The organism is Algibacter mikhailovii (assembly GCF_014651495.1).
GTDB classification, from domain to species: domain Bacteria; phylum Bacteroidota; class Bacteroidia; order Flavobacteriales; family Flavobacteriaceae; genus Algibacter_E; species Algibacter_E mikhailovii.
Window position 1 is genome coordinate 402,014 of record NZ_BMWZ01000005.1, and the last position, 17,804, is coordinate 419,817.

Annotated in this window: 11 protein-coding genes; 7 read left to right on the plus strand and 4 right to left on the minus strand. The window is 34.2% G+C overall.

The features are described from left to right. Positions 1 to 82: 82 nt before the first annotated feature. The 4 genes from IE051_RS12865 to IE051_RS12880 all read right to left on the minus strand — a co-directional run bounded on the left by IE051_RS12865 (position 83) and on the right by IE051_RS12880 (position 10,108). Positions 83 to 3,388 (minus strand): VCBS repeat-containing protein, encoded by a 3,306-nt coding sequence (locus tag IE051_RS12865; protein WP_189361286.1) that lies wholly within the window; start codon positions 3,386 to 3,388, stop codon positions 83 to 85. Positions 3,389 to 3,487: 99 nt separating this feature from the next. Then, positions 3,488 to 4,996, minus strand: coding sequence for a RagB/SusD family nutrient uptake outer membrane protein (locus IE051_RS12870; RefSeq protein WP_189361288.1), 1,509 nt, complete (start codon positions 4,994 to 4,996; stop codon positions 3,488 to 3,490). An 11-nt stretch (positions 4,997 to 5,007) separates the two neighbouring features. Beyond that, a complete protein-coding gene (locus tag IE051_RS12875; RefSeq protein ID WP_189361290.1) occupies positions 5,008 to 8,139 on the minus strand; it encodes a SusC/RagA family TonB-linked outer membrane protein in 3,132 nt (1,043 codons plus the stop codon). Between the two features lie 925 nt (positions 8,140 to 9,064). Beyond that, the gene (locus IE051_RS12880; protein ID WP_189361292.1) at positions 9,065 to 10,108 is read right to left on the minus strand and encodes a substrate-binding domain-containing protein; all 1,044 of its coding nucleotides are present in this window, start codon (positions 10,106 to 10,108) and stop codon (positions 9,065 to 9,067) included. A 279-nt stretch (positions 10,109 to 10,387) separates the two neighbouring features. Here IE051_RS12880 and IE051_RS12885 point away from each other — a divergent pair, with 279 nt between their 5' ends. The 7 genes from IE051_RS12885 to IE051_RS12915 all read left to right on the plus strand — a co-directional run. Beyond that, a complete protein-coding gene (locus IE051_RS12885; protein ID WP_189361294.1) occupies positions 10,388 to 11,290 on the plus strand; it encodes a nucleotidyltransferase family protein in 903 nt (300 codons plus the stop codon). A 1-nt stretch (position 11,291) separates the two neighbouring features. Next, positions 11,292 to 12,365, plus strand: coding sequence for a phosphotransferase enzyme family protein (locus IE051_RS12890; protein ID WP_189361296.1), 1,074 nt, complete (start codon positions 11,292 to 11,294; stop codon positions 12,363 to 12,365). Positions 12,366 to 12,380: 15 nt separating this feature from the next. Then, the gene (locus IE051_RS12895; RefSeq protein ID WP_189361298.1) at positions 12,381 to 13,700 is read left to right on the plus strand and encodes a sugar MFS transporter; all 1,320 of its coding nucleotides are present in this window, start codon (positions 12,381 to 12,383) and stop codon (positions 13,698 to 13,700) included. Between the two features lie 27 nt (positions 13,701 to 13,727). Then, positions 13,728 to 15,656 (plus strand): glucosamine-6-phosphate deaminase, encoded by a 1,929-nt coding sequence (nagB, locus tag IE051_RS12900; RefSeq protein ID WP_189361300.1) that lies wholly within the window; start codon positions 13,728 to 13,730, stop codon positions 15,654 to 15,656. Between the two features lie 18 nt (positions 15,657 to 15,674). Next, the gene (locus IE051_RS12905; RefSeq protein ID WP_189361302.1) at positions 15,675 to 16,055 is read left to right on the plus strand and encodes a hypothetical protein; all 381 of its coding nucleotides are present in this window, start codon (positions 15,675 to 15,677) and stop codon (positions 16,053 to 16,055) included. Positions 16,056 to 16,062: 7 nt separating this feature from the next. Continuing rightward, the gene (glmM, locus tag IE051_RS12910) at positions 16,063 to 17,454 is read left to right on the plus strand and encodes a phosphoglucosamine mutase (RefSeq protein ID WP_189361304.1); all 1,392 of its coding nucleotides are present in this window, start codon (positions 16,063 to 16,065) and stop codon (positions 17,452 to 17,454) included. A gap of 14 nt (positions 17,455 to 17,468) precedes the next feature. Next, positions 17,469 to 17,804, plus strand: a 336-nt coding sequence (locus IE051_RS12915) for an acetyl-coenzyme A synthetase N-terminal domain-containing protein (protein WP_308427712.1), incomplete at its 3' end; no start/stop codon positions are given.

Below are 17,804 nucleotides of genomic sequence, written 5' to 3' on the forward strand. Positions count from 1 at the left end.
TGTTTTGTATTATTAGTTAGGCTCAATGGTACGGAAATATACAATTAGAGTCTCATACCTTAAACTCTTGATAGGCTTAAATTTATTCATAAACCTTAATGAATTTAAGTGTGTCATTATTTCTTGCAACCACTAAAACTAAGTCTGATCCGATTTGCATAAATTCCATATCCTTAACATCACCATCTAAATAAAGGCCTGATTTTTGAGATGGTATAGCATTAAACGCGCCATTACCTTTGCCTTCTAGATATAAGCCAATAGAAGCATCGTTTCTTGTGGTTTCAACTTCAGAAGCATACAAGTTCCCTCCTATAATTATATCTAGATTGCCGTCTTTGTTATAATCATTTACTAATATTTTGTTTACAGAAGATAGCTGAGTTTCTATAGGTAAGTCCCTAATAGCCCATTCATCATTTCCTTTGTTTTCTATAAGGACCGTTGAAAACGTATTGGCTTTATAATGGATACCACTTTTTAAATTATCTTCACCATAAACATCCACAAGAGAAGCGTTTGCGAAGGATTCGTAATTTTTAAATTTGTATTTAATAGCGGGTATCTGTTCTGAAGAACATTCTCGTCCTCTCAAAGGATATAAAGTACCTTTTTGATGATACCCTAAAACAATATCTCGTTTTCTGTTATTGTCATAATCTCCCGAGTACACTTCAAAAGGTGCTTCTTTTGAAGCTTGGTATTTATAATTATTGCCTAAATTTCCAGCAATAAAATCAATATCACCATCATTATCAAAATCACCTTGTGCTAAACTATACCACCATCCTAAATGTTCATCTAATTCAAAATCTGAAGTCCTTTCAATAAATTTGCCGTTTTCATTCTCGTAAATCCCAATCGGCCCCCATTCTTTTGATATCACAACATCTAAATCTTTGTCATTATCAAAATCAGTCCAAAGGGCGTCTGTTACTAAGCCAATGTTGTTTAAACTTGGAAAATATGTATTGGTAATATCTTTAAAGCTAAGATGTCCCGTTTCTATTAACTCATTTTTTAGTAGATAACTACTTGCAGCTAAAGGGTAAGCAGCTGGCATAATTCTTCCTCCAATAAATAAATCTATATCACCATCACCGTCGTAATCGGCTTCGCTTATGGTTCCTGTACTAATAAACAAATTAGGTAAGGCCTTTATGTTTTCGGTATAGTTTCCTTGGCCGTCATTCATGTATAGTCTATCTCTGTAGTTTTTACTATTTTGTGCAAACTCATTGCTTCCACTTCCAACATAAAGGTCAGGATCACCATCGTTATCAGCATCAAAAAATGTAGCAGCCATGTCTTCAAAAATAATTTGTTCTTGCCATGGCCCAATCACTTCGATAAATTCACCTTTAGTATTTTGAATAAATAATTTTGCTGACGCTGCAGTGGCATTACCAATAAAAATATCTGATAGCCCGTCATTGTTAACATCCGAAACGGCTAAGCCAGGACCCATTTTTGAATATTGATGAGGTAAAAGAGGTTCTTGGAAAAAATCATTATAATTATTTTCTTCGTGATTGTAATCTATATTTACATGGTCTGAAATATTAATAAAATTATAGGTATATTCTTTATTGTCAATCGGACTATTTTTTAAATTTGCCTCGCTGTAATTAACAGATATAGTTTGATTTGGCGTTAGGTTTTTTAGTGTTTGCGTTTTAAAATCTGTCCAATAGATTTTGACGCTATCTATTTTTTGGTTTTTTGGTAATCCAAAATGAGCTATAGGTTCTACTGAAGACTGGAAACCTCTTGTGAGCGTTACCTGCACTTCTTGAAAGTTTTTTTGTTGATATATTTTAATACGTGTCCCAATTCCAAAATGATTAGCTTCAGGACCGTTTAATTTAAAACGCACATAATTACTGTTTAAATCATTAGTCGTGTTTTCATAAATACTCGCTTCAGAATCCATGTTGTTTACAACGAGATCTAAATCTCCATCATTATCTAAATCGCCATACGTAGCCCCATTAGAAAATCCTTTGTAGTTAATGCCCCATTCTAATCCAATATTAGAAAAAGTGCCATCACCATTATTTTTATAGGCACAATTTTCAACAGGTTCAGAGGGTATATCTAATGAATTAATTGGAGGTCCTTGTCTTGTGAGGTTAATTTTAAGTTTTAAGTTTTGAAAGTAATCCTTGTTATTGACATCTCTTTTTGTGCCGTTGGTTATAAAGAGGTCTTTCCAACCATCATTATCAAAATCTGCTAATAAAGGTCCCCAACTCCAGTCGGTAGTTGCCAAACCACTAATTCGAGATATATCACTAAAATAAGGCACGCCTTGCTTTTTATTACCTCTATTTAGTTGTAGACTATTTTGCATGTATTGGTAGTGGAACCCATAATCTACAGTGTCCCAAAATAAACCTCTATTCATACTTGCCATGTTGGATTTTGCTCTTCTATTGTCATTAGGTGTCATGTCAACTTGTACAAAATCTATCCAACCATCATTGTTAAAATCCGCTGCATCACATCCCATAGCATAAAATGACGTGTGCCCAAAAGCATCTTCAAGTTGATTTGTAAAAGTGCCGTCTCCATTATTAACCCATAAATAGTCAGGTGTACTAAAATCATTTGAAACATATACATCCAATAATCCATCATTATTGTAATCGGCTACAGATAGACCTAAAGAAAGCCCGTAATTCGCAATACCACTTTCTATACTAACATCTTTAAAAGTTCCATTACCTTCATTTCTAAATAATTTATCAGAGTCTATCTCTGTTAAATTATCCATTTTGCTTTTATAAAACGCGTTCGAACTCCCGAAGTTAGCAGGGGGGTAATTGGCGATATAAAGATCTAAATCATTATCATTATCATAATCAAAAAAAGCAACCTGTGTTGTAGAGCCTTCATTATCTAAACCGTACTGTGAAGCAGATTCTGTGAAGGTTAAATCTTGGTTGTTGATATATAGTTTATTTGCCTTATTCTGCTTACCAGAAACGCTTACATAGATGTCTAAAAAACCATCTTGATTAATATCTACTAAGCTTGCACCTGTAAACCATTGGTCATTATTTTTTATGCCAGATGGTTTAGTAACATCTTTAAATTTTAGATTGCCTTCATTTTTATATAGTTTACTCTCCACCATATTTCCTGTAAAAAACAAATCTTGTAGCCCATCATTGTCAAAATCTCCAATGGCAGCACCTCCACCCATATACAGATACGGGTAGTTAAAATAATTGAGTGTATCCGTCTCTGTAATTTTATTATTAAAGGATATACTTGTATGTGAAGTAGATAAAGGCTTAAATAAACTATCTGAAAGCTCTTCCTTTTGATTACAAGAGAATATCAAAATTAGGATAAGGAATAGGGGAGTAATTATGGATTTCATTGGGTGCAATTTAAAACTATTTATATTTATATAGTAAAAGCTTCATTTTCAAAAATTGAAAATGAAGCTTTTTAATAATTGTTTTATTGTATTCTATAATTAATCACAGCATGGGTTTTGAGTTAATTGAGGCGCAAATAAAATTTCAGTTGATGGTATTGGACTGTAGTTAAAATCAGTTCCTGGATTTGGATTAATAGGGGTTTCTCTAGTATCAAGTGCCCGCTTATCAGCTACTTTTTGTACTAAGCCATTTCTAACCATATCAAAGAACCTATCCCATTCACCACCAAATTCCCATTTTCTTTCTTCAATAATGGCATCATGAAGCTCTTGTTGACTCAGGCCTGATAAATCCACACTTGCATTGGGGTTATCAATAGGCAGTCCTGCAGCCCTTCTTCTAATTTTGTTTACCCATTCTTCTGCATTGGCACCACCAGACATGTTAGCAGCTTCCGCATAAATTAATACGGGGTCTGCATAGCGCATCAAATAAATATTTTGACTACTTCCTTTATATTGCGCGGGCTCATTTAATGTTGCAGCATAACCAGAACGCCATTTTGCAAAATAAGGATGACCAGGGCCTAAAGTAGGATGATCCCATGGCACAGCAAAACCAATGCCTGGATAAAATTCTGTTTGAAAAGTTGCATCTTTTCTTGGTCCTTCAGGGAATTCTTCAAAATAGGCAATTTCCGAAAAGAAATCACCCCAACCACCTTCAACTTTAGCAGGGGTAGTGCCAAGCCACCATCCGGCTGTATCCCAGGCGTTGCAAGATTCGCAATATTGAACTGCGAATACACTCTCAGAGTTGTTGTTAGTTTCTTCCTGCCATAAATCTTTGTAATCCTTTACTAATTGATGTCCGCTACCATTTAATATTTCCAAGGATTTTGAAGCAGCCAAGGCGTATTTAGATTCGTCTTTTAAAGGCCATCCAGCATTATATAAATAAGCTTTAGCTAAAAATGACTTTGCAGCCCATTTAGTTGGTCGCCCTGGTTCGTCTCCCCAATCATTTGGTAATACAGATTCAGCAAATTGTAAATCTTTATAAATTTGAGCATAGACATCAACAATAGGAGATCTTAACTCCTCACCAGTAGGCGCCCCTAGTATTAAAGGAACATCTCCAAAGGTTTTAATCAAGGTGAAGTAAGCCATTCCGCGCATAAAAAACGCTTGTGCCGCAGCTTGGTCTCTTTCTGTTGAGGCTTCAATATTTTGATAAGAATTTATTATTGTGTTTGCTCTATAAACTAATTGATACATGGGTGTCCAAGTAAATTCATTTAGCCAGTTTATCGTTGGATCATATTTATAGGTGTCAAAGGCAGCGAAATTAGCTTTATTTCCTCCGGTTTCACTTGTTAAATCATCACCACCCATAGCCGGTAAAGCAATTTGAGTATATTGTGAATGCGTAACAAGAGGTCTATACAATCCGGCAACGGCACCATCAAGATCGGCCTGTGTGGTAAAAAAGGTGTCAGGAGTAAATTGCCCTTTAGGCTCCACGTCTAATTCTGAGCAACTTACGGAAATAAGTGCTAAAAATAGTACGACACAAGTAACACATAAAAATTTAATTTTTTTCATAATTTATCTTTTTAAAATTTAGCATTTATTCCAAAGGTGAAAGTTTTTGGGTTAGGGTAAGCTCCCCAATCTATAGATTGATCAATATCAGCTGCATTACTTGAAGCTGAAATTTCTGGATCAAATCCATTGTATTTAGTAAAAGTTACTAAATTTTGTGCGCTTATATAAAACTTTAATGCTGTAAATAGTTTGGTTTTTTCTAAAATTTTTGATGGAAGATTATACCCTAAGCTAATATTTTTAATACGAACAAATGTGCCATCCTCTATCCATCTACTAGATTGCAATTTATTTAAGTTTGAACTGCTATAATGAGGAATGTTACTATTAGGATTTTCAGGATTCCACTGGTTGCGTATATCGGGTGTTGAAGCATGGAATACATCAGAAATACCACCATAGGTATATCCTCTTGTTAAATTCCAAACGTCAAACCCTCCCATAGATTGTAAGAATATACTAAGATCTATGCCTTTGTACCCAAAGTTGTTAGTCAAACCCCATATGTAGTCTGGTTGACCATTACCAATAGTTTCAATAACTCCTACTGCACCACCAGCGCTTTCAGCACCTTTAAATTTACTGTCTCCAGGAACAAATCCTTCAGGTATATCATCACCGGATTGGTATACACCTTGGTATACAAAACCTTGGAAATTGCCAACCTCTTTGCCAACTTCGAGTAAAACGGCAGGACCGTTTGATTCTCCGCCACCAAATGAGGCTCCTGGAGCAGCTACGTCCTGTCCTCCTAGATCAAGTACTTTAGTTTTATTGAAAGCAATATTAAAATTAGCATCCCAAGTGAAATCGCCACCATCAAGTATAAAAGCGTTTGCACCAAATTCAAAACCTTTGTTTTCAATGGCTCCTATATTTTTTAAAATTGTGGTTTGACCAGTAAATGCTGGTACACTAATTTGTAATAAAGCATCGGTTGTTTCTTTTCGATAGTAATCAGCTGTAATACTTAATCTGTTGTTAAAGAAACTAGCGTCAAGACCAACATTAAGTTGAGCCGTTTTTTCCCATTTTAAATCTGGGTTAGGAGCTTGTCCTGGAGCAATTGTTGGAATTACACTAGTGTTGTTGAGTGCAATAATTTCACCGGTACCAGCATTAATTGTTCCACGCCACACATCAGGCTGAACTCCTTGGTTTCCCGTTACACCCCAACTACCTCTGAGTTTAAGGTTAGAAAAGACTCCTAAATCTTTAATGAATTGTTCTTCTGAAAGCTTCCAGCCAAGGGCTGCAGAAGGAAAATATTCTTGTTGTTGTTCTGGAGCAAAGGCTGATGACGAGTCAGAACGCAAAGAAGCAGTAAATAAATACTTGTTATTGTACGTGTAATCTAGCCTTCCAACAATAGATTGAATAACTCTTTTAGAATACGATGAACTAACAGATGTGTTTACATCTTCGGCTGTACCTAAATTATGAATACCTAAATCGGGGAAAGGCAATACTCTTGCTTCTCCACCAGTTCTTTTATTGGCGTCAACTACTTCTTCATAAATACCTTTAATGGTGAATTGATGCTTGTCTATTGCCCTTGTATATTGTAAAGCATGTATAAACTGGGTAGATGTCAAATCTGTAAAACCAAAACTAGAACTAGCTCTGTCGCCAGTTGAGCTGGCAAATTCCTCAGAGAAACCTGTATTTCTAATATTTTGTAGACGTACGGCACCAGTAAAATTATAAGTTAAAACTGGTAAAATATTATAGGTAATAGAAGCATTTGCATTAAAAATATTAGCAATACCTTTGGCTTCAACCCCCAACAAAGGAACTAATGGAGCCAAACCTAATTGAGATCCAACGCCGGGTCTACCTGTGCGCGTTACAGAACCATCTGGTTGATAGGGTGGGGCAGTTTGATCAAAAATAACAGCTTGTGTAACTGGAGAATTAAGACCTTGTCTTCTACCTGTATTTAAAGTTTCCCTTCTTGATCCAGTTAAATTTAATCTAGCACTTATTTTTTCACTTATTTTAAAGTCTATATTACTTCTTAAATTATATCTTTTAAATCCGGTATTAACAATAATACCATCCTGGTCTGCGTAATTTCCCGAAATAAAATAACCTGTTTTACCACTTTTACCTCTTACGGATAATTGGTAATTAGAAGTAGGTGCATTTCTATAGATTTGATCTTGCCATTTGGACCCACCGTTGGCATCTAACTGTGTTATTTCGGCTTCAGTAAATAAAGGAGCTCCACCTTTGGCATTCTCAAATTTATTAACTTCTCTAGCATAATCTCCACCACTTAATACATCAAGTTGATTAGGCAGGGATTGCATGCCATAAAAGGTGTTGAAGCTCACAGTAGGCTTCTCACTTACGCCTTTTACAGTGGTAACAGCAATTACTCCATTTGCACCTCTAGAACCGTACATAGCAGTTCCTGTTGCATCTTTTAAAACATCAATAGATTGTATATCATTAGGGTTTAGCTCATCTAAATCTGCAACGCTTCCAAAAAAGCCATCTATTACAACTAGGGGGTCACTACTGCCAGTAAGTGAATTGGATCCTCTAATTCTAATTTTTGGTGTGGCACCAGGAGCTCCTGAGATCTTAGTTACGCTAACACCTGCTGCTCTACCTTGAATGGCATCAGAGGCTTGGATAAGTGGTTGTTTTTCAAATGATTTAGCAGAAACACTCGATATTGATCCTGTGAGGTCTTCTCTTTTCTTGGTCCCGTAGCCCACAACAACAACAGCTTCGAGCTCAGAAAGGTCTTCTGTCAAAGTTATTGTTGCCGCTTTAGAGGCTATTATTTCTATTGATACAAAGCCAACATAAGACACCTCAAGTATGGCTTCTGGGTTATTTAAGTTAATTGAGAAATTACCGTCGAAATCCGTTGAAACACCGTTGTTTGTGCCTTTTTCTATTACTGTTGCACCTGCTAAAGGCTGTCCATTGGTGTCTGTAACTACTCCTGTTACCGTTTGTTGTAAATTTACTGTGTACACGTCTAATATATTAGATGTAAAAATGTTAGAATTAGCATTTGCATGTCCTGTGAGTATGGCAAATAAAGCTAATAATGACAATTTTATTTTTATATCAAAACTTAAAAATGTATTCTCGCTCCTTGTGAGCTTAAGAAGGTTTTTCATATTTTTTGAATTATTAAATATTTATTAATTAATTGTTTTTGGTTTTCCCAGAAAATCTAAAGAATTTCGGTTGTAAAATTTGTTTGACTAATTTTTTTGACCAATTGTTTGGTCTGATTTTGTTCATTTGTAATTAATTTTTCATTCGCTTTTTTTTTAATTTTAGTTTTATAGTTGTTCAGTTATATAGTTGTGTGCTTTAGTTTAATTAACGAGGTTTAACAAGGCTAAATGAAAAGAATAAATACACCTCAAGAATTAGGTGTTTAAGTACTTTTTACAAAGCTTGTTTAACCCCGTACATAATTAAAAAACTAACTAAAAGAATATTTCAAAATAAATGTGTACGAGCACCTTATTTGAGAAATAAAAAAGGTTAAGTCACAGATTGGTATAAATAAATGTTGTCAATTTTTTATTTTTTGCATTATTGCTTTATATGGGTTGTAAATATAGTAAAATTTATTTTAATGTGCTCGAACACATTAAAATAATTAAATATTTATTGTAATATGAATTTCCAAAATTGATAGGGTCATTTAAAGAATAGAGAATTTATCTAGGGTTTTAGTAATTTCGGGAAGGTGGTTTAAGATATTGTACATGTGATTAAATTGAATTCTAATAAGTAAAATGGTGTGCTAGATTTCAAAAAGTAAAATAAAATTCTAAAATATGAAGTAAGTCATTTAATTTATAAGGAATTATTAGCGACATATTATGTTTTTATAAAAAACATTTTAAACAATTGAATATTGATACGAGATGTTAATGGCAAGACAGTATGATGAGTTAAATTTCTTGGATTAGAGCACTTGTTAAACGCCATGAAAATTAGACTAAAGACAGAAATATTGCTCCTTTTTTATTAAAAACTATAAGATTAAAGAAACGCCGGATCAAGCCCTAACCGTTAAATATATTATTAGTCTCGCATAAAAGGTGTTGCATTTTCTGAGTTTATAATGTCAATAGGTAATAACAATTGACTAGGAACTTCCTTATCAAATAAAAAGTATTCTACCAAACATTTTAAACCAAGGTAGGTCTGTTGTTTAGGGTTTTGATGAATTAGGAAATCAATAGTACCATTTTTTAAATAGGTGATATTTTCAACGAGGAGATCGTAACAAACTAGTGCTATATTTTTATTGATATTATTTTGAATATAATCTGCAACATGAAAGCCCTTGGATGTTGTTACAAAAATGCCTTTTATATTAGGATGCTTTAGTAAAAAGATGGCTATTGATTTATTAAAGTCGGTGTTTTTTAAGTTACTGACATGAATTTCATGGCCGAAATGAGCTAACTCCTTATAATAACTTTTAAAACCTTGTTCCTTTTCTTGCATGTGTATGGCATTTTTATATTTTTCATCTATGTGAATAATCGCAATATCGCCTCCTTTCATTATGCTGTGTAAAAGTTTGGCTGCAATTCTCCCACTTTGAAAAAGATTTTGGCCAATAAAGCTTTTAACAACAGCAGATTCAATATGATTGTTAAAAGTTGATACCATAATGCCAAGTTCATTATATCCTTCTATAGCAACAATAGCTTCTTTAAAAAATAGAGGTACCAATAATACTGCATCAGGTTTAATTTTTTGGACCATTAAGTTTTTATTCAAAAATGACTTGGTACTAGTAGGGTCAAAGAAGAATGTATCTATGTTAATTCCAAAAGCTCCAAGTTCCTTTATAACATCGTCAATACCTTTTAAACATGGATCCCAATAGCTGTCCATTTTTGGGTCTGGTAATAACACACATATGTGGTAAATTTTATTGTTTTTAAGATTTTTTGCAATCAGGTTGGGTTTAAAATCAATTTCATCAAGTATTTTACTAACCTTTTTAAATGCAATTTCAGAAACTTTTCCTCGATTGTGTAGCACTCGGTCAACGGTGCCCTTAGAAACGCCAGCCATTTCGGCAATGTCTCGTATTGTATATTTTTTTAACATATGAACAAATATAAGAAAAAACTTAATATTTTAACTACACCTTGTTTTCGAGCACATTTTTGGGTTTAACAAATAATCTCGCACAATGTGTTCGAGCACATTTTTATTGTTTTTCCTTTTTTTATTGAGTCTTAATCTGTAGTTTTGTTCTGTAAATAGGGCCTGTTAATTGTTGAATTGGTCTAAAATAAACATTATCAAGTATTTGGGCTTCATGAAGGATGTCTAATATTGGTTATTGAAATTGATTTATAATAAGCTTTAAATTTTAGAAAAAGAATGAGTAAACCAACACTTGTGATTTTAGCGGCAGGCATGGGAAGCCGTTATGGAGGTTTAAAACAGATGGATGCATTTACACCCGAAGGGGATACTATCATTGATTTTTCAATTTACGATGCGATTCAAGCTGGTTTTGGAAAATTTGTATTTATTATTCGGAAAAGCTTTGAAAAAGAATTCAAGGAAATTTTTGATAAGAAATTAGAAGGGAAAGCTGAGGTTCACTATGTATATCAAGAATTGGAAAATGTACCTAGGAAATACATAAACGTTGAAAGGAAAAAACCTTGGGGGACAGGTCATGCATTATTAATGGCTAAGGATGTTGTTAAAGAAAATTTTGCCATTATAAATGGTGACGATTTTTATGGTAAAGCAGCCTTTGATATAATGGCAAAATCTTTAACTAAAATAGATGAAAATTCCTATAATTTTACTACCATGGCGTATTCATTAAAAAATACCGTTTCTGAACATGGGTATGTGTCAAGAGGAGAGTGCAAGGTAAATGAAAAAGGCTATTTGGTTGATGTTACCGAGCTTACACATATTGAAATTATTGATGGAATTTTGATGCGTAAAGATGTTAGGGGGGGATTTATTCCAATAAATAAAGATGCAATTGTTTCAATGAACTTTTGGGGATTTACTCCCAAATGTTTTGGGTTTGGGGGTAGATTATTCGAAGTCTTTTTAGAGGCTAATAAGGGTGATTTAAAAGCAGAGTTTTATTTGCCAACTATTGTCAATGAAATAATGAAAGCCGGAAAGGCTACTGTAAAAGTGCTAAAGTCCGACGCTAAATGGTTTGGGGTTACTTATAAAGAAGACAAGGATATTGTTCAAAAAGCGATTGAGGAATTGAAAGAAAAAAAAATATATCCAAAAAATCTCTGGTAGTATGTTAGAAGAACAATTAAAATATGCATTCAATCAATTTGAACATGCCCAAATATATAAGTCGTTTAAAGAATTGGCTTCAGGTCATATCAATGATACGTATTTAATTGAAACTACTAAAAAGCCATATTTTGTTTTGCAACGAATTAATCATGGTGTTTTTAAAGATGTTCCAGGGCTTATTGAAAACAAGGTAAATATTAGTAATTATATTAAAGCAAAGCTACAGCATTTATCCGCTGAGGAATTGGAACGTAGCGTGCTCACGTTTGCAAGAGCAAAGAATGGTAATTCATACTATAAAGACGAAGATGGAAATTATTGGAATTTAATGTTCTTCATAGATGACAGTATAACTTTTGAAAAAGTAATGGATGCCGAAATAGCCTATGAGGGAGGAAAGTTATTTGGAGGTTTTATAAACTTAACAAATGATTTTGATACCTCATTGTTGACGGAGGTTATACCTAAATTTCATGATATGAACTATAGGTATTCACAATTTCATTCGGCTTTACAATCAGCTCCTAAAGAAAGACTATTTAAGGCACAAACTTGTATAGATTCAGTGATAGATTTAAAAGAAGAAATGCATATTCTTCAAAAACTTAAAGAGTCTGGAGAAATTAAATTACGAGTAACCCATAATGACACAAAAATATCGAATGCCTTATTTTCTAAAGACAATAAGGGGCTTTGTGTCATTGATACAGATACAGTAATGCCTGGTATTGTGCATTATGATTTTGGTGATGCCATTAGAACGATTTGTAATACTGCTGTCGAAGATGAAAGGGATTTAAGTTTAGTAGCCTTTAATTTTGAATATTATGAGGCTTATGAAAAGGGATTCCTTGAAAAACTGGAGTCTTCATTATCTCAAATAGAACTCCTGTATTTGCCGCTAGGTGCTAAGACAATGATTTTTATTATGGCGCTAAGGTTTTTAACCGATTATCTAAATAATGATATTTATTATAAAACTAAATATCCTGATCATAACTTAGATCGTTCAAAAAACCAATTCAAGCTGATACAAAGTTTTGATGAAAAATTAAGTAAGCAATTAAAATAATTCAAGTCTTAAATTATGAAATATACCTTCCAAGGAAAGAATAATTTTGCACCTATATTTATAATCGCTGGAGTGTTTTTTGTATTCGGATTTGTCACATGGATCAATAGTGCGTTGATACCCTTTATGAAAACCATAAATGAATTAACTGAAGCGCAATCTTATTTTGTAGCATCAGCTTCCTATATTTCTTTTGTGTTTATGGCATTACCAGCGTCCTACATCATAAATAAAATTGGCTATCGGAAAGGTATGTCTTTAGGTTTAGCAATTATGGCTGTTGGCGCATTGGTTTTTATACCTGCTTCAGAATCGCGCACGTATTGGGCATTTCTAGCAGCAATCTTTATTCAGGGTATGGGGATTACTATATTACAAACTGCAGCAAATCCATATGTAACTATTTTAGGACCAATAGAAAGCGGAGCAAAACGCATGGCTATTATGGGTATAGCCAATAAAACAGCAGGTGCCTTAGGGTCTTTGATTTTTGGAGCCTTATTACTGTCTGGTATAGACGAGGTAAAAGAAAAATTAGAAACAATTTCTGACGCTCAAAAAGGACAAATACTAGACGAAATGGCAAATAGTGTGATTACACCTTATATTGTTATGGCAATTATATTATTTGTTTTTGCATTATTAATAAGAAAAGCTCCATTGCCGCACGTGGAGGCGGTTCCTATAGAAGAATCTATGGATGGAGAATCTGAAAAAACCAGTATTTTTCAATTTCCGCATCTTTGGTTTGGTGTGATGACTTTATTCGTTTATGTGGGGGCTGAGGTCATAGCAGCGGATTCTATTATAGCTTATGGGATTTCACTTGGGTTTTCAGGAGAAGAAGCCAAATTTTTTACCACCTTTACCTTAATGGCTATGGTAGCTACCTATATTTTGGGTGTATTTTTAATTCCTAAATATATAAAACAAGTTACAGCTTTAAAGGCAAGCGCAACATTAGGAGTAGTATTAAGTTTGTGTATTATATCTACAACTGGATATACTTCCGTATTATTCGTTGCAGCTCTGGGAATGGCCAATGCTTTAGTATGGCCAGCAATATGGCCATTAACACTTGAGGGATTGGGGAAATTCACTAAAACAGCATCAGCGTTGTTAATTATGGCTATTGCGGGTGGAGCAATATTTCCGCCAATATATGGTAGGATGGTTGATGCCGGTAAACATGAGCTTATAAACCTAGGTGTATCAGAAATAGATGCTTGGGCAGCAGCAGGAACAAGTAGTTATTGGATTTTAATTCCATGTTATTTAATGATACTCTTTTTTGCTTTATGGGGACATAAATTAAAAAGTTGGTCTAAAAATTAGAATAATCTCACAGTAAAAAAATACATTATGTTAAAGAGTAATATAGACAAAGCAACAGGATTTGAAAAGCGCTTTGAGAATATCGGTACGATTGTTTATGCGAATTCAACCACAGCATCAAAATCTGTAGCTAAACAAATAGCAGATCTTATACGAGTAAAACAAGCTCAAAAACAACCGTGTATCTTGGGTTTGGCTACAGGCTCTTCACCAAAAGGCTTGTATGCAGAATTAGTTAGACTTCATAAAGAAGAAGGCCTCAGTTTTAAGAATGTTGTATCATTCAACTTGGATGAGTATTACCCTATGGAGCCAGATTCTGTAAATAGTTATGTAAGATTTATGAAAGAACAATTGTTTAATCATGTCGATATCTTACTAGAAAATTATAATGTTCCTGATGGGCTTCTGTCAAAAGAGGCTATTGCGGATTACTGCGATGCCTATGAAGCAAAAATAGAAGCCTTGGGAGGTGTAGATTTGCAAATATTGGGAATAGGAGGTAATGGGCATATTGGGTTTAATGAATCAGGATCATTACAAAACTCAAAAACTAGATTAGTAGCGTTGGACCACATAACCAGAGTCGCCGCAAGCGGTGATTTTGGCGGTTTAGATAACACACCAAGAACTGCCATCACTTTGGGTGTAAAGAAAATAATGGAGGCTAAAAGAGTAATTCTCATGGCTTGGGGAGAAGGAAAGTCTAATATTATAAAAGCTTCAGTAGAAGGCGGGGTGACAAGTGCTGTTCCGGCTTCTTTTTTACAAGAACACAATAACGCCACTTTCATTTTAGATCAAGCAGCATCATCAAAATTAACAAGAATAAACACTCCGTGGCTCGTTGAAAAAATTGAATGGACAGATCAACTCATAAGAAAGGCCGTGTTAAGTTTAGCACTGCATTTAAAGAAACCCATTTTAATGTTAACTGACGCCGATTACATTGAGAATGGTATGAGTGATTTGTTAGCAGATTCAGGGCCTGCCTATGATATAAATATTAAAATATTCAATAAACTTCAAAATACAATTACAGGTTGGCCAGGAGGTAAGCCTAATGCCGATGATAGTAAGCGACCAGAACGTGCAGAACCTGCAAAAAAGAGGGTAATTATATTTAGTCCACATCCAGATGATGACATCATTAGTATGGGAGGTACGTTTAAAAGATTACAAGAACAAGGTCATGAAGTACATATTGGTTATCAAACCTCAGGGAATATCGCAGTAGCAGATGATGAGGCACTTCGTTTCGCGAGTTTTGTTTGTGATTACAATACTAAATTTGGAATTGAAAACGCCGAAGCAAAAGATATTTATAAGAAAGCAGCTGATTTTCTTAGAAACAAGAAGTCTAGTGAAATAGATACACAAGAAGTAAGATATATAAAAGGTCTAATACGAAAAGGAGAAGCCAGAGCCACTTGCCATTTTATAGGTATTCCGGATTCTCAAATTCACTTTATGGAATTACCATTTTATGAAACAGGTGCTATTAAAAAGAATCCTATAGGTATTGCGGATGTGAAAATAACCTCAGACCTGATAGAGAAAATAAAACCCCATCAAATTTATGCAGCTGGAGATTTAGCCGATCCACACGGGACGCATAAAGTTTGCTTAGATGCTATTTTTGAGGCCATAAAAGAATTAAAGCCTAAAAAATTCATGAAAGATTGCTGGGTTTGGTTGTATCGAGGGGCATGGCAAGAATGGGGTGTTGCTGAGATAGAAATGGCTGTTCCTATGGGGCCGGATCAAGTATTAGAAAAGCGAAAAGGCATTTTTAAGCATCAATCCCAAAAGGATGGCGTGGTGTTTCAGGGTACAGATAGTAGGGAGTTTTGGCAACGAGCAGAAGATAGAAATAGAGAGACTGCGGAGTTATATGATCAATTAGGTTTGTCGCATTATGCAGCCATGGAAGCTTTTGTTAGATGGCATTTTTAATGATGTAAACCCATGAAAATGAATCATTTGAAGGAAAAATCAGAAGATAATATAGAAACTTTTAATTCTAAAGTAACTTGTTTTCATTTAAAGAAAGTAGGAGTTTTTACAGCTCCTGGTACTTATGAAAGGTTTGTTAATTGGGTTATTGGTGAATTTGATTTATACCTCATAAATGAGGGAGAAATTCTGAAAGTCTATTTTCCAAATGGATGGTTTAATATAATGGGGAATAAGAATGAAAGTGAACAGTACATAATTGAAATTAACGTTAAGGGTACATCCAAAATGGTCTGTGAAGAGATTATGGTTCAATTAGAATATATTTATAATCATATTGTTCTTTTCAACTTTAGAAAAAGGGATCACCGTGTTGGGCAGGTTAAATTAAAGAGGTAAAGATTAAATGACATTAATAAAATCAATTTCAGGAATAAGGGGTACTATTGGGGGTACTGTAAATAATAATTTAACACCAATAGATACAGTTAAATTCGGAGCTGCCTATGGCATGTGGTTAAAGCAACAAAACCAAAAAAAAGATTTAACCGTTATTATTGGGAGAGATGCGAGAATTTCTGGCGATATGATTAGTAGTTTGGTAAGTAAAACCCTTTTAGGGTTAGGAATTGATGTTAAAGATGTTGGTTTGTCAACGACACCTACTGTTGAGATTGCTGTGCCATTAGAAGGTGCTGATGGTGGCGTAATTATTACCGCAAGTCATAATCCAAAGGAATGGAATGCTTTGAAATTACTGAATGAAAAAGGTGAGTTTTTAAATGGAGAAGAAGGTGATGAAATTTTAAAAATTGCAAAAAATGAGGCATTTAGTTTTGCTGAAATTGACGATTTAGGGTCATATTTTAAGGTTGAAGGTTATATTAATACGCATATAGAAGAAGTTTTAAAATTAGAACTAGTGGATGTCAAGGCTATAAAAGAAGCTGGTTTTAAAGTTGTTGTTGATGCGGTAAACTCAACAGGAGGAATAGCTATCCCTGCATTATTGAAAAAGTTGAATGTAGAGTGTATTGCATTATACTGCGAGCCTAATGGGTATTTCCCTCATAATCCGGAACCCCTAAAGGAGCATTTAACAGATATATCGGAACTTGTTGTAAAAGAAGGCGCCCATTTAGGAGTTGTAGTAGACCCTGATGTGGATAGACTAGCTGTTGTTTGTGATGATGGTTCCATGTTTGGTGAAGAATACACCCTTGTTGCTTGTGCAGATTATGTGCTAGGACAGTTAAATGGAGGTGATACAGTTTCCAATTTATCGTCGTCAAGAGCTTTAAGAGATATTACCAATAAACACAATGGGAACTATACAACTAGTGCTGTAGGTGAAGTAAACGTGGTTAATCAAATGAAGAACACCAAGGCAGTTATAGGCGGAGAGGGTAATGGAGGAATTATATATCCAACGTCTCATTATGGTAGGGATTCTCTTGTAGGTGTGGCCTTGTTTCTTTCTCATTTGGCTCATAAAAAAATGTCATGTAAAGCCTTAAGAGCGTCTTATCCCAATTATTTTATGAGTAAAAATAAAATTAAACTAACTCCAGAGATTGACGTTGGTAATATATTAAAAAAAATAGCTTTAAAATATCAGAATGAAGATGTAAATACAATTGACGGGGTAAAGATTGATTTTGACTCAGAGTGGGTGCATCTAAGAAAATCGAATACAGAACCAATCATTAGGGTATATACCGAAAGTACTTCTCAGAAAAATGCTGACGATTTAGGGAATAGATTTATTGAAGATATTAAACTATTAACTAATTCTTAATCAGATCTACTTATATGAGTAACTACCACATAAAACATCTGGAAGAATATTATCAAGTATATCGTAAATCTGTGAGGGAACCTGAAAATTTTTGGGAAGAAATTGCTGAGGAACACTTTATGTGGCAACGTAAATGGGATAAAGTCTTAAGTTGGGATTTTTCTAAGCCAGAAGTAAAATGGTTTGAGGGAGCTCAATTAAATATTACTGAAAATTGTATAGATAGACATTTAGCTACCCGAGGCGATAAAACGGCCATTCTTTTTGAACCGAATAACCCTGAAGATCCAGCTGAGCACATTACCTATAAACAACTTCATGAACGTGTTAATAAATTTGCAAACGTTTTA

Excerpts from the sequence above, each read along its gene's own strand:
- glmM (WP_189361304.1), top strand. The coding sequence starts at position 16,063 with ATGACATTAATAAAATCAATTTCAGGAATAAGGGGTACTATTGGGGGT.
- nagB (WP_189361300.1), top strand. The coding sequence starts at position 13,728 with ATGTTAAAGAGTAATATAGACAAAGCAACAGGATTTGAAAAGCGCTTT.
- IE051_RS12905 (WP_189361302.1), top strand. The coding sequence starts at position 15,675 with ATGAATCATTTGAAGGAAAAATCAGAAGATAATATAGAAACTTTTAAT.
- IE051_RS12875 (WP_189361290.1), bottom strand. The coding sequence starts at position 8,139 with ATGAAAAACCTTCTTAAGCTCACAAGGAGCGAGAATACATTTTTAAGT.
- IE051_RS12870 (WP_189361288.1), bottom strand. The coding sequence starts at position 4,996 with ATGAAAAAAATTAAATTTTTATGTGTTACTTGTGTCGTACTATTTTTA.
- IE051_RS12890 (WP_189361296.1), top strand. The coding sequence starts at position 11,292 with ATGTTAGAAGAACAATTAAAATATGCATTCAATCAATTTGAACATGCC.
- IE051_RS12865 (WP_189361286.1), bottom strand. The coding sequence starts at position 3,388 with ATGAAATCCATAATTACTCCCCTATTCCTTATCCTAATTTTGATATTC.
- IE051_RS12880 (WP_189361292.1), bottom strand. The coding sequence starts at position 10,108 with ATGTTAAAAAAATATACAATACGAGACATTGCCGAAATGGCTGGCGTT.
- IE051_RS12895 (WP_189361298.1), top strand. The coding sequence starts at position 12,381 with ATGAAATATACCTTCCAAGGAAAGAATAATTTTGCACCTATATTTATA.
- IE051_RS12885 (WP_189361294.1), top strand. The coding sequence starts at position 10,388 with ATGAGTAAACCAACACTTGTGATTTTAGCGGCAGGCATGGGAAGCCGT.